The following is a 13702-nucleotide window of genomic DNA, read 5'->3' as shown; positions in this document are numbered from 1 at the left end:
TTTGTGCAGAAAAATAGGATGCACAAAAAACGTCTTGACCCTCGCCGGGAAATGTCTTTCATTCGAACCAATCATGAATTGGTCCGGACAATGGTACGTTCAATGCAGACCGAACCCCAAGACAATTCCTACTACGCGTTGGAGAAGCTCCGCGATCTGATTCACTCGGAGAAATTCGGAGCGGAAGGGCGGCTGCCGACGGAGCGGGCGCTTGCTGAAACGCTCAATGTCGGGCGCCGTGCTGTTCGACGGGCGCTTGAGGTGCTCGAGTCGGAGGGGCTGATCTGGCGCCGCCAGGGTGCCGGAACCTTTGTCGGCGAAAAGCCTGACGGATGGAGCGACCACGTCGACGCGCTGGTTGCCGGTACCGACATCATGGAAATCATGGAGGTTCGCCTTCGCCTGGAGCCACAGCTCGCCCAGCTTGCAGCGATGCGTGCAAAGCCCGCCGAAATCGAGCGCATGCGCTACCTGGCAGACAAGACCGGCCAGAGTTCGGATGCGGATTCCAAGGAACTCTGGGATGGATCGCTGCACCGCCAGATCGCGCAAAGCGCCGGCAACAAGCTGTTCCTGTCGATCTTCGACGTGGTCAACCGCATCCGTCAGGATGCCGCGTGGCAATCCATTCGTGAGCGTGCGCGCAAGACCGGAACCAATGGCCGCACGTCGTACCAGCAGCATATCGCAATCGTCGACGCCATCGCCGCCCGCGATCCGGGCCGGGCAGGCGAGGCGATGCGCGAGCATCTTCTGATGCACCAGGAGCGGCTGATCCGGGCCACCTCGCTCGAGGCCCTCGATGACCATTCGCCGGAAGGCGAGCAGATCGGTATCCGCGACGACGACACGCTCAGCGTTGCGTCCTAGCCATCCCAGACTGCCGGCCACAAAGGCCGGCCAACAAGAACAATGACCGACAAACCTGAATGGACCAGAGGAACAATGATGAAGAAATTTTCCACGCTCACTGCCGCACTGCTCGCCAGCGCGATCATGTCTCTGCCTGCCATGGCGAGCGAATTGCGCATCGGTCTCAATGACGATGCCGACGTTCTCGATCCGGCGCAGTCGCGCACCTTCGTCGGCCGCATCGTCTATACCGCGATGTGCGATAAGCTGGTCGACATCTCGCAGGATATGAAGATCATTCCGCAGCTTGCGACCGAATGGAACTGGTCTGAAGGCGGCACGGTGCTCACCATGAAGATCCGCGACGGCGTCAAGTTCCACGACGGCGAAACGCTGGATGCCGCAGCCGTCGTCGCAACGATCGAGCGCAACATGACGCTGCCGGAGTCGCGCCGCAAGAGCGAGCTTTCCTCGGTCGCCAAGGTCGAGGCCAGCGGTCCGCTTGAAGTCAAGTTCACGCTGAAGTCTCCGGACGTGACGCTTCTTGCCCAGCTTTCCGACCGTGCCGGCATGATCGTTGCGCCGAAGGCCGCCAAGGAACTCGGTGCCAATTTCGGCTCGAAGCCCGTCTGCGCCGGTCCTTTCAAATTTGTCGAGCGCATCCAGCAGGACCGTATCGTGCTCGAGAAGTTCGCCGACTACTGGGACAAGGACCGGATCCTCGTCGACAAGATCACCTATCTGCCAATCCCGGACACGACCGTAAAGCTCGCCAACCTGCGGTCGGGTGACCTCGATATCGCCGAGCGCATCTCGGCGTCCGATGCCGGATCGGTCAAGAGCGACCCGAACCTCACCTATGCCGACGTCATCGGCCCGGGCTACATGGCGATGTATGTCAACCTCGCCAACGGTCCCCGTGCGGACAACCCGCTCGGCAAGGACAAGCGCCTTCGCCAGGCCTTCTCGCTGGCGATCGACCGCGAAGCAATCGGCCAGATCGTCTTCGAAGGCACGTCGCTTGCCGGTAACCAGCCGTTCCCGTCGTCCAGCCCCTGGTTCAACAAGAACCTGCCGGTGCCGGCGCGCGATATCGAAAAGGCGAAGCAGCTCATGAAGGAAGCGGGCCACGAGACGCTCGACATCGAGCTGCAGCACGCCAACAGCACCACCCAGACCCAGATGATGCAGGTCATCCAGTCGATGGTGGCGGAAGCGGGCTTCAACGTCACGCTGAAGGCAACCGAATTTGCGACGCTTCTGTCGGAACAGACGGCCGGCAACTACCAGCTCAGCCGCTCCGATTGGTCGGGCCGTATCGATCCCGATGGCAACCTGCACCAGTTCGTCACCTGCAAGGGCGGCATCAACGACGTGAAGTACTGCAATCCGGAAGTCGACAAGCTCCTGAATGAAGCCCGCACATCGCCGGATGAAGCGGTCCGCAAGGAAAAGTACGATGCCGCAGGCGTCATCCTCAACGACGACATGCCGATCATCTACCTCGGCCATCAGCCCTACGCCTATGCCATTTCCAACAAGGTCGAAGGTTTCGTGCCGTCGCCGGATGGCATGATGCGCTTCCTTGGCGTCTCCAAGAAGTAATTTCCCATCGCATACCGCGCGGAAGACATTCCGCGCGGTCACCTGAAATCACGAGGGCGATGCCATGCCTGTCTATATCGGAAAGCGCCTGCTGGTCGCGATCCCGACCCTGCTGATCATCTCGATCTTCGTCTTCTCGCTGCAGAAACTGCTGCCGGGCGATCCGATCCTCGCCATGGCCGGTGAAGAGCGGGATCCCGCGACGATCGAATTCCTGCGCGAAAAATATCATCTCAACGATCCCATCATCACCCAGTATCTCTCCTGGGTTGGCGGCATCCTGGTCGGCGACTTGGGCGTCTCGCTGCGCACCAACCAGCCGGTGCTGGAACTGATCGGCCAGAAACTGCCGGTCACGATCCAGCTCGCGGTCATGGCCATGATCCTGGCCATGCTGATCGGTATCCCGGCCGGCATTCTGGCAGCGGTCTACAAGAACCGGACGCTCGATTACGTCGCCAATGTCGTCGCGCTGTCTGGCCTCTCGATCCCGAATTTCTGGCTGGGAATCATGCTGATCCTGCTTGTCTCGGTCAATCTCGGCTGGCTGCCGGCATCCGGCTACGAATCGATCTTCGTCGATCCCGTCCGCTCGCTCAAAACCATGATCATGCCGGCCTTCGTCCTGTCGACGGCGCTCGCCGCGCAGCTGATGCGTCATACCCGCTCGGCCATGCTCGGCGTGTTGAGCTCCGACTATATCCGCACTGCCCGCGCCAAGGGACTGTCGCCGCGCGAAGTCATCCTCAGCCACACGTTCCGCAACGCGCTTCTGCCGATCATCACCCTGTCGGCGCTGCTGTTCGGCGAGCTGCTCGGTGGTGCCGTCCTCACGGAGCAGATCTTCACCATCCCGGGCTTCGGCAAGCTGACCGTCGATGCAGTGTTTACCCGCGACTATGCCGTCGTCCAGGGCATCGTCATGTGCACGGCCATCGGCTTTATCGTCATGAACCTGATTGCCGATATTCTCTACGTTCTCCTCAACCCCCGCCTGAGGGCAACGCTATGACCGCTATCGAACAGACTGCACCGATCGCAAAGCCGCGCCAGAAAAGCAGGGCATGGCGCAAGATGCGCGCCAACCGCGGATCGATGGTCGGCATGGTGATCATCGCCTTTTTCGCGATCCTTGCCATTGCCGCGCCGATCCTGCCGATTGCCGACCCGATCGCGACCAGCTGGTCGGCACTGCGCAAGGCGCCGTCCGCCGCCCATTGGCTCGGCACCGACGATCTCGGCCGCGATATCCTGTCGCGGATGATCTGGGGCGCCCGTGCCTCGCTGATGGCAGGGGTCGTCTCCGTTGCCATCGCGGTTGCCATCGGCGTGCCGTTCGGACTGCTGTCAGGTTATTTCGGCGGCTGGGTCGATCAGGTCATCCAACGCGTCACCGAAGCGCTGCTGGCCATGCCGTTCCTGATCACCGCGATCGCGCTTGCCGCCTTCCTCGGCCCAAGCCTCACCAACGCAATGATCGCCATCGGCCTGTCTGCCATGCCGGTCTTCGTGCGGCTGACCCGCGGCCAGGTGCTGGCGGTGAAGACGGAGGATTACGTTGAAGGGGCACGCTCGATCGGTCTCAACCACGTCGACATCATGACCCGCTACATCCTGCCGAACGTGTTTGCCCCGATCATCGTTCAGGCGACCTTGACGGTGGCGACCGCCATCATCGCCGAAGCCAGCCTGTCCTTCCTCGGCCTCGGTCAGCAGGCACCGGCCCCGAGCTGGGGTTCGATGCTGAACACGGCCAAGAACTTTCTGAGCCAGGCACCGTGGATGGCCATGTGGCCAGGGATTGCAATCTTCCTCGTCGTCATCGGCTTCAACCTTCTTGGCGACGGCCTGCGCGATGCACTGGATCCGCGCGAGGCGTAACGCCCGGCGGACAAGAGAATTATACAAGGAATACCTGGAATGACCGAATTCACCACGCGCCCCGAAATCCTCGGCACCTTCGGTGTCGTCACCTCCACCCACTGGATTGCCTCCGCCGTCGGCATGGCGATCCTCGAAAAGGGCGGCAATGCCTTCGACGCAGCGGTCGCGACGGGCTTCGTTCTGCAGATTGTCGAACCGCATCTGTGCGGCCCGGGCGGCGACATGCCGGCCGTCTTCTACTCGAAGAAGACCGACAAGGTCGAAGTCATCTGCGCTCAAGGGCCGGCGCCGGCCGGTGCCACCATCGAGCACTATACGTCGGAAGGTCTGAAGCTCATTCCGGGCGACGGCCTTCTCTCGACCGTCATTCCCGGCGCATTCGACGGCTGGATGCTCATGCTGCGCGACTATGGAACGATGACCGTTCGCGAGGTTCTGGAGCCGGCGATCTACTACGCCGAGCATGGCCATCCGGTGCTTCCGCGCGTGTCGAACACGATCAAGGGCCTGGCTGAATTCTTCCGGAAGGAATGGCCGACATCCTATGAGACATGGCTGCCGGGTGGCGTTGCGCCGGAAGCACTCTCCAATTTCAGGAACCCCGTTCTCGCCGAAACCTACAAGCGGATCATCTCCGAATCGGAAGCCAAATCCGGACGCGAGGAACAGGTCCAGGCAGCCCGCGACGCATTCTACCGCGGCTTCGTGGCCGAGGCGATCGACACCTATCTGAAGACTGCCGAGGTGATGGACGCGAGCGGTTCCAAGCACAAGGGCGTGCTCACCGCCGACGACATGGCCAACTGGAGCGCCACCATCGAAGCGCCGCAAACGCTCGATTACCAGGACTGGACGATCGCCAAGACGCCGGCCTGGGGGCAGGGGCCGGTGCTGCTGCAGTCGCTGGCGCTTCTAAAAGGCTTCAATCTCGAGGCGATGGATCCGGCCGGTCCCGATTTCGTCCATACGGTGGTCGAGGCGATGAAGCTCGCGTTTGCCGACCGCGAGGTCTATTACGGAGATCCGGAATTCAGCCAGATCCCGACCGAATACCTCCTGTCGGAAGGCTACAACAGCGAGCGGCGGAAGCTGATCGGCAGCACCGCTTCGATGGAACTGCGCCCCGGCACGGTTCCGGGCTATGAGCGCCAGGTCGATGCGACGATGGCGATGCTGGCTGAGATGAGCGGCACCGGCACGGTTTACGAGCCGACCATGTCGCACCTCACCGAAAAGCGCGGCGACACGGTGCATATCGACGTCATCGATCGCTGGGGCAACATGGTTTCGACCACACCGTCGGGCGGCTGGCTGCAGTCGTCGCCGATCGTTCCGGGTCTCGGCTTTGCGCTCAACTCGCGTGCCCAGATGTTCTGGCTGAAGGAAGGCTTGCCGACGTCGCTTGCGCCGGGAAAACGCCCGCGCACGACGCTGACGCCGTCGCTCGCTCTCTATCAGGGTAAACCCTCCATGGTGTTCGGCACACCCGGCGGCGACCAGCAGGACCAGTGGCAGCTGCCGTTCTTCCTGCGCTACGCCCATCACGGCAAGAACCTGCAGGCCTCGATCGACATGCCGCTGTTCCACACCTCGCATTTCCCCGGTTCGTTCTATCCGCGCACGAGCTCTCCGGGCGAGATCATGGTCGAGAGCAATATAGGTGAAGCCGCACTCGAAGACCTCCGTCGTCGCGGCCACAAGGTCACCGTCGCCGATCCATGGACGGTCGGCCGCCTGACGGCTGCGCGTCGCGATGCAGACGGTCTGCTGAGGGCGGCCGCAACACCGCGCCTGATGCAAGCCTACGCAATTGGACGGTGAACCATGACCTGGTCAATCGTCGCGCGTGATCAAGACACGGGACATCTGGGCATAGCCGTCGCCAGCCGTTTCTTCGCGGTTGGATGCGCCGTGCCACATATCAGGGGCAGGGTGGGCGCTATCGCCACCCAGGCCTTCGTCAGCCCGCTTTATGGAACCGATGGCCTGAAGCTTCTCGAGGAGGGCAGGTCACCGAATGAGGTCATTGCAAGCCTGACTGCGCGCGACGACGGCCACCGCCAGCGGCAGATGCACCTGATCGACGCCCATGGTCGCAACGCCGCCTTCACCGGTGAAAACTGCGTCGACTGGGCCGGTCACCTCGTCGACCGCAACGTCTCGGTTGCCGGCAACATGCTGGCGGGACCGCAGGTCATCGCCGAGACCATGCGTGTCTACAACGAAGCAGCTGAACGCGGTGCACCGCTTGCCGAACGCCTGCTCGATGCCATGGACGCGGGCGAGGCGGCTGGCGGTGACAAGCGCGGCCGCCAGTCGGCAGCGCTCGTCATCTACCGCGACCAGGATTATCCCTGGCTGCGGATCAACGCCGATGATCATCCCGAGCCGCTTTTCGAACTGCGTCGCCTCTATGCCGTGGCGCAGGAGCGCTTCCTGCATGTCGCTGAGACCATGCCGACCCGGGAAAACCCGCACGGCATGACCGACCGCAGCATCATCGACGAAAAGATTGCTGCGATCGAAGCGCAACGGCTGGCCGAGAAACGTCCGTCAGCCTCCTACGCCACCCCTTTGACGCTCAAGTAAGGGTCACCCGATGAGCCAGACCTCCACGCCGACTGTTCCCGTCCTTTCCGTGAAGAACCTCACCACCTCCTTCCTCGTCGATGGCGATTGGAAGAGCGTCGTCCGCAACGTCTCCTTCGATGTGATGCCTGGCGAAACGGTTGCCATCGTCGGCGAATCCGGTTCCGGCAAATCCGTGACGTCCCTGTCAATCATGCGCTTGCTCGCGTCAAACACGAGCCGCATCGAAGGCGAGGTTATGTTGAACGGACGCGATCTCCTGTCCATCTCCGAAAAGGACATGCGCGGGGTGCGCGGCAATGAAGCATCGATGATCTTTCAGGAGCCGATGACCTCGCTCAATCCGATCTTCACCATCGGCCGGCAGATTTCCGAGGTTCTCACCCGTCACAAGGGGATGTCCAAGCAGGAGGCGCGCGCCGAAACCGTGAGGCTGCTCGAAAAGGTGCGGATCCCCAACGCGCAATCTCGGTTCGACGAATATCCGCACCAGTTTTCCGGCGGCATGCGTCAGCGCGTGATGATTGCCATGGCGCTTGCTTCGAAGCCCAAGCTTCTGATCGCGGACGAACCCACCACGGCGCTCGACGTCACCATCCAGGGACAGATCCTCGATCTCATCAAGGTGTTGCAGGAAGAAGAGGGCATGTCGGTCCTTTTCATTACCCATGACATGGGCGTCGTCGCCGAGATCGCCGACCGTACCATCGTCATGTTCCGCGGCGACGAGGTCGAGACCGGACCGACGGAGGAGATCTTCCACCGCGGCAAGCATCCGTACACGCGTGCGCTGCTCTCGGCGGTGCCGAAGCTCGGTTCGATGCAGAACCATGCGTGGCCGACCCGCTTCCCCGTGGTCGACATGAAAACCGGGTTGGCCGTCGAGCCGATCGAAGTGGCAGGCACCGTGGAAAAGGGCCGCACACCGGTCCTTAGCGTCAAGAACCTGGTGACCCGTTTCCCGATCCGCTCCGGCCTCCTGTCGCGCCAGACCGGCGCGGTGCATGCGGTGGAAAATGTGTCCTTCGATCTGTTCCAGGGCGAAACGCTGGCCCTGGTCGGTGAGTCCGGCTGCGGCAAGTCGACCACAGGCCGCTCGATCATGCGCCTCGTCGATCCGACCGGCGGCGATATCTCGCTCGATGGCTACGATGTCCTGCGGCTCGACCAGGTCAGCCTGCGCAACATGCGCAAGTCCGTCCAGATGATCTTCCAGGATCCGTTTTCATCGCTCAATCCGCGCATGACGGTAGGATCGGCCATATCCGAACCCTTCATCAAGCACCGGTTGGGTACGGTGAAACAGGCGAGGGACAAGACCGCCGATCTTCTCGAAAAGGTCGGTCTTTCCGCCGACATGGCAAAACGCTACCCGCACGAATTCTCCGGCGGCCAGCGCCAGCGCATCGCGATCGCGCGGGCGCTCGCGCTCGATCCGAAGGTGATCGTTGCCGATGAAAGCGTGTCGGCGCTCGACGTGTCGATCAAGGCGCAGGTCTGCAACCTCCTGCTCGATCTGCAGCAGAGCCTTAACCTGTCCTTCCTGTTCATCAGTCACGACATGGCGGTGGTGGAACGCGTCAGCCACCGGGTGGCCGTCATGTATCTCGGCGAGATCGTCGAGATCGGTCCGCGCGCGGCCGTATTCGACAATCCGCAGCATCCCTATACGAAGAAGCTCATGGCCGCCGTGCCGGTGCCGGATCCGGCAAGGCGTGGGATCAGACGCGGCATTTCCAACGACGAGCTGAAAAGCCCGGTGCGGGGAATGGATTACCGCCCACCGGTTCGCGAGTACCGCGAGGTTTCAGACGGCCATGTCGTGCAGGTCGCATGATCGGCAGTCGCTGAAGGTCAGATCAGCTTCAGGCCCTTGAGGCTGGCATGACCGTCCTTGCCGATGATGATGTGGTCGTGGACGGTGATGCCGAGTGGCTTTGCCGTCTCCACGATCGTCCGCGTCATGTCGATATCGGCGCGTGACGGGGTAGGGTCGCCACTGGGATGGTTGTGGACGAGGATGAGCGCAGTCGCCGAAAGCTCCAGGGCTCGCCGCACCACTTCGCGCGGATAGACTGGCGTATGGTCGACCGTTCCATGCCCCTGGATTTCATCCGAGATCAGGGCGTTGCGCTTGTCTAGAAAGAGCACGCGGAACTGTTCTCGGGCCTCATAGGCCATGGCGGCATGGCAGTAATCAATCACCGAAGACCAGGACGAAAGCACCTGCTTGCCCCGCAACTCGCTTCGCAGCATCCGCTGACCCGTCGTCGCGACAAGCTTGAGGTCGAGCGCGACGGCCTCGCCGATACCCTTGACCTCCTGCAGCAATCCGAGCGGCGCGCCAAGCACGCTGGCAAGGTTTCCGAAGCGAGCAATCAATGCTTTCGCGAGCGGCTTGGTATCGCGCCTCGGGATGGAGCGGAAAAGCAGGAGCTCGAGGATCTCGTAGTCTGCCAGCGAAGCGTCGCCGTGGTCTCGGTACTTCTCCCGCAACCGCTCACGGTGGCCGTGGTAATGTTCTTGCGTGACGGCAGGGGATCCGATTTGCGGAAGTTTGGCCGTCGGCCTCTTGGACTGCGTCTCGGCAAAGAACCCGCGTTCATCGACAGACAGGGCCGCCCCGTCGTCCTCTTTTGCTTCCATAGGGTCATGCGAGGAGACGGGCGGGTTGGTCATGGTCAGGCCTGCAATGGAGGCAGGCCGGGCCGGTCGAGACCGCCGGGCGACAGGGTGAACACCTCGCATCCCGTCGCGGTGACACCGACCGCATGCTCGTATTGTGCCGACAGCGACCGGTCGCGGGTGACGGCGGTCCAGCCATCGGAAAGAACCTTCACATGCGGCTTACCGAGATTGATCATCGGCTCGATCGTAAAGATCATGCCTTCCCGGATTTCCGGCCCTTCGTCGGCGCGGCCGTAATGGAGGATGTTCGGAGAGTCGTGGAACAGACGACCGACGCCGTGGCCGCAGAAATCGCGCACGACCGAGCAGCGCTCGGCCTCCGCATAGGACTGGATCGCTTCGCCGATCGCGCCGGTGCGGGCGCCGGGCTTCACGGCTGCGATGCCCCGCAGAAGGCATTCATAGGTCACGTCCATCAACCGTTCGGCAGCGCGTTTGATCTGTCCGACCGGATACATGCGGCTGGAATCGCCGTGCCAGCCATCGAGGATATAGGTGACGTCGATATTGACGATATCGCCCTCGCGCAGCGGCTTGTCGTCAGGCATCCCGTGGCAGACGACATGGTTGATCGAGGTGCAGACCGAGTATTTGTAGCCGCGATAGCCAAGCGTTGCGGGAAGGGCGCCATTGTCCATGCCGAACTCGAACACGAAACGGTCGATCGCATTGGTGGTGATGCCCGGCTGAACGATCGCCGCAAGTTCGTCGAGGCAGCGCGCCGTCAGCTGGCAGGCCTTGCGCATGCCGTCAAAATCCTGCGCCGTATCGTAGAGACGGATAGCACCCGTGTTTTTTGAGGGGGCGGAAACCGCCTCGATGTAATTGACCATGATATTTCTCTCGCAACTCCCACAGTTCATAAAACAGAGGGGCGGGGTTCGTCCATCATAACCATTCCCGACGCTATGATTTCCTCGCGAGTGACGCGGCAGCGGAGCGCATAGGCCTCGACGCCGCGCGCCTTGGCACGAGCGAATGCGATCGCATACATCGGGTCGAGATCGCTGCAGATCGAAAACCGCGTGCAGTCGTGACGCTGAATGAGGTAGATCATCACCGCCCGGTGACCTGCCTCCACCATATCGCCGAGCTCCTCGAGATGCTTGGCGCCGCGCTTCGTCACGGTGTCAGGAAATTCGGCGAGCCCCGCTGAACGGCTGAAATGGACGTTCTTCACTTCCACGTAGGCGTCCGGCAGATTTTCCTGCTTGAGGAGAAAGTCGATGCGGGAGTTACGCCCGTATCTCTGCTCGCGCAGGATCGTGCCGTAGCCGGAAAGGCTGGGGATCAGGCCGGCACGGATCGCTTCTTCGGTCAGCCTGTTGGGCAGTCCGGTATTGATACCGACCATCTCGCCGCCGGCCTCGACCATTTCGAACATGTGACGGTATTTGCGGGTCGGGCTGTCATGCTCCGATACCCAGATCCTCGATCCGGGGTCCGACAGTCCCCGCATGGACCCGGTATTCGGGCACGACCCGGTAAACGGCGTGCCATTATCCAGCACCGCGTCGAACAGGAAGCGCTTGTAGCGCTGGACAAGCGTTGCGGAGACGAGCGGCGGATCAAAGCGCATGAGGTTCTTCTGGAATGCTGGGAAGTGTCAGTCGCGGACGAGAACGTAGGTTCCCGGTGCGTCGGCCAACGCGGTGAGCGCGGACCCGCCGGGCTTTCGGGCCGGCACCTGGTCACCCGCTTTCGGTCCGATCCAGTCCTGCCAATGCGTCCACCACGACCCCTCATGCTCCTGCGAGCCGGCAACCCAGTCCTCCAGCGTGTCCTTCAATTGGCCATCGGTCCAGTATCGGTACTTCCGTCTTTCCGGCGGATTGACGACGCCGGCGATATGGCCGGATCCAGCCAGCACGAAATCGACGGAACCGCCGAACAGCGACGAGCCGAGAAACACGGACTTCGCAGGCGCGATGTGGTCTTCGCTGGTGGCAAGATTATAGACGGGAATGACGATGTCCTTCAGCGACAGGCGCTCCCCGCCAAGCTCCATCAGGCCGTTGGAGAGCTTGTTATCGAGGTAGCAATTGCGCAGGTAGTAGGCGTGGTTGGCAGGTGTCATCCGGGTCGAGTCCGAATTCCAATACAGCAGGTCGAACGGCAGCGGCTCCTGGCCCTTGAGATAGTTATTGACCACGTAAGGCCAGATCAGCTCGGACGCACGCAGCATGTTGAATGCCGCCGCCATCTTCGACCCGTCGAAATAGCCGGTCGCGTTCATATAGGTCTCGATCGTCGAAACCTGCGCCTCGTCGACGAAGACCTTGAGGTCGCCTGCATGGGTAAAGTCGACCTGGGTAGCGAGGAACGTCGCCGATGCGATCCTTTTCACGTTTGTCTTGGCGTGGAAGGCGAGCGTAGCCGCCAGCAACGTGCCGCCGACGCAGTAGCCGATCGCATCGACCTCGCGTTCGCCGGTCGACGTCTCGATCGTGTCGAGCGCAAAATCGATTCCCTCGTGCATGTAGGCTTCCCATCCCTTGGCCGCATGGCGCCTGTCGGGATTGACCCAGGAGATCACGAACACGGTGTGCCCGCGGTCGACGCACCACTTGATGAAGCTCTTTTGCGGTGTCAGGTCGAGAATGTAGAACTTGTTGATCCAGGGCGGCACGATGACCAGCGGCCGTTTGAAGACCGTCTCCGTCGTCGGTTCGTATTGCAGAACCTCGCAGAGGTCGTTGCGGGCGACGACCTTGCCGGGTGTAAGCGCGATATTGAGGCCGAGCGCAAACTTGGAGGCATCCGTCTGGCGAAGTCTCAGCTCGCCGCCGCCGGCCATGATGTCCTCGGCCAGCATTTTCATACCGGTGACGAGATTGGCTCCGTGCGAGGCGACCGTCGCGCGATAGACTTCGGGGTTGGTGATCGCAAAATTTGCAGGCGACAACGCAGCGGTCACCTGCTTCACGTAGAATGCCGCCTTGTGCCGCGTATGCTCGTCCAGCCCCTGCGCCTCGGCAACCAGAGTCTCGGCCCAGGTGGCGGTAACCGTGAAGACTTGCCGCATGAACGCAAAGAACGGGTTCTTCACCCAGTCCTCGTCGGCGAATCGCTTGTCTCTCGGCAGCGCCGCTGGCTCGCTCTCTTGAGGCGCGCCTCCGAATTGCGAGAGCGATCGCGTCCAGATTTCCATATAGCTTGAGAAGAGCAGGGTTTGTGCTTGCAGCGTCCGTTGCGGCTCTGAAATCCAGTACTCGGTGACCTGCGAAAGCGTCTTGATGAGGTCACTGAGCGGATCGAGCGCGGGGTCTGGAATATCGCCGCGCTCCCTTGGCGCGAGCCATTCCGATGCGGCCTTGCCGAGGTTCTCCATGGCACGCGCGAAATTCATCGCCATCTCGTGCGGGTCCTTGACGATATAGGCCTCGACCGCCTTGGGGTCGAAGCCCGGAAATTCCGGACCGCCTGTCCCCTTATCCCCGGAGTTTTGCGCCACGCGAGCCCTCCTCGTCAGCTGTCGTCTGATTTCATTTGTACATTGTGGCTGAAACCGAATACAAGTGCCAGCGGCTAGGCTGCCGGGTAGATGGCCCCGGCGACAGAAAATGGGTACGGACATGGAAAAACTGAGGCGTCGCATCGGCTGGCTACCGCTTTTCATCGGTATCGGCGCCATGCCTCTTGTGTCCGGCTGCAACAGCAACAGCTTTGCGCTGGATGATGGTATTCCCAATACGCCGCCACCGGCCGTTATCACGCAGACCAGGACGGCACCGCCTCCGGGTCCGATCGTCAAGCGCGACACCGGCACATATCCCACATTCGACTATACGCTTCGCGCTGCCAACGAGCAGATCGAAGACGCCGACTATCAGAAGACCGAGCCGCGCATGGCATCGCTTGCCCGAGCCCGCAAGTCCGGCACCATCTCCGAAGCGGAGTATCAGCGTCGTGTGGTCGAGTACCGCAAGCTCGCCACCGATCACGGCAAGGATGCCCAGGCCGATATTACCGGCCAGTAGCGCGACGAGCCGATCCGGCCGGATATTGCTATTGCGTTTGAGGACATTTGGCCGCAAAGCAAAAATGGCATAAAGTGAGGCGCGAGCAGAGGGACGAACTCTGC

The 13702-nt window shown here is 61.7% G+C and carries 12 protein-coding genes; 8 read left to right on the top strand and 4 right to left on the bottom strand.

The window, feature by feature from the left end; genetic code table 11:
• Positions 1–102: 102 nt before the first annotated feature.
• The 7 genes from IFT59_RS08775 to IFT59_RS08745 all read left to right on the top strand — a co-directional run bounded on the left by IFT59_RS08775 (position 103) and on the right by IFT59_RS08745 (position 8767).
• Positions 103–870 (top strand): FadR/GntR family transcriptional regulator, encoded by a 768-nt coding sequence (locus IFT59_RS08775; RefSeq protein ID WP_113110955.1) that lies wholly within the window; start codon positions 103–105, stop codon positions 868–870.
• Between the two features lie 78 nt (positions 871–948).
• On the top strand, positions 949–2457 hold the full coding sequence (locus IFT59_RS08770; RefSeq protein ID WP_192086644.1) for an ABC transporter substrate-binding protein: 1509 nt from the start codon (positions 949–951) through the stop codon (positions 2455–2457).
• A gap of 64 nt (positions 2458–2521) precedes the next feature.
• On the top strand, positions 2522–3469 hold the full coding sequence (locus IFT59_RS08765; protein WP_192086643.1) for an ABC transporter permease: 948 nt from the start codon (positions 2522–2524) through the stop codon (positions 3467–3469).
• Complete coding sequence (locus IFT59_RS08760) at positions 3466–4338, top strand: ABC transporter permease (RefSeq protein WP_162728346.1); 873 nt, start codon at positions 3466–3468, stop codon at positions 4336–4338. The genes IFT59_RS08765 and IFT59_RS08760 overlap by 4 nt, the downstream gene beginning before the upstream one ends.
• A 39-nt stretch (positions 4339–4377) precedes the next feature.
• A complete protein-coding gene (locus IFT59_RS08755; RefSeq protein WP_092662138.1) occupies positions 4378–6162 on the top strand; it encodes a gamma-glutamyltransferase family protein in 1785 nt (594 codons plus the stop codon).
• A gap of 3 nt (positions 6163–6165) precedes the next feature.
• Positions 6166–6930, top strand: a complete 765-nt coding sequence (locus tag IFT59_RS08750; RefSeq protein ID WP_192086642.1) for a DUF1028 domain-containing protein — start codon at positions 6166–6168, stop codon at positions 6928–6930.
• A gap of 10 nt (positions 6931–6940) precedes the next feature.
• On the top strand, positions 6941–8767 hold the full coding sequence (locus IFT59_RS08745; protein WP_192086641.1) for an ABC transporter ATP-binding protein: 1827 nt from the start codon (positions 6941–6943) through the stop codon (positions 8765–8767).
• A 17-nt stretch (positions 8768–8784) separates the two neighbouring features.
• On the opposite strand, the gene radC is transcribed toward IFT59_RS08745, so the two are convergent.
• The 4 genes from radC to IFT59_RS08725 are packed head-to-tail and all read right to left on the bottom strand — an operon-like array spanning position 8785 to position 13072.
• Entirely contained in the window at positions 8785–9609 is an 825-nt protein-coding gene (gene radC / locus IFT59_RS08740; protein ID WP_082471900.1) for a RadC family protein, read from the bottom strand.
• A gap of 2 nt (positions 9610–9611) precedes the next feature.
• A complete protein-coding gene (gene map / locus IFT59_RS08735) occupies positions 9612–10451 on the bottom strand; it encodes a type I methionyl aminopeptidase (protein WP_192086640.1) in 840 nt (279 codons plus the stop codon).
• A 26-nt stretch (positions 10452–10477) separates the two neighbouring features.
• A complete protein-coding gene (sfsA, locus tag IFT59_RS08730; RefSeq protein ID WP_192086639.1) occupies positions 10478–11197 on the bottom strand; it encodes a DNA/RNA nuclease SfsA in 720 nt (239 codons plus the stop codon).
• Positions 11198–11224: 27 nt separating this feature from the next.
• Positions 11225–13072: a PHA/PHB synthase family protein gene (locus tag IFT59_RS08725; RefSeq protein ID WP_342366081.1), complete on the bottom strand. Its 1848-nt coding sequence runs from the start codon at positions 13070–13072 to the stop codon at positions 11225–11227.
• 121 nt (positions 13073–13193) lie between these two features.
• Between IFT59_RS08725 and IFT59_RS08720 the strand changes: the two genes are divergently transcribed.
• A complete protein-coding gene (locus tag IFT59_RS08720) occupies positions 13194–13598 on the top strand; it encodes a hypothetical protein (protein ID WP_082476304.1) in 405 nt (134 codons plus the stop codon).
• The last annotated feature ends 104 nt before the right edge of the window (positions 13599–13702 follow it).

The sequence above is a fragment of the Rhizobium sp. CFBP 8752 genome (assembly GCF_014842035.1).
Classification (GTDB): Bacteria; Pseudomonadota; Alphaproteobacteria; order Rhizobiales; family Rhizobiaceae; genus Neorhizobium; species Neorhizobium soli.
Note: the sequence above shows the minus strand (reverse complement) of the source record. Positions and strands in the feature narration are given on the sequence as shown.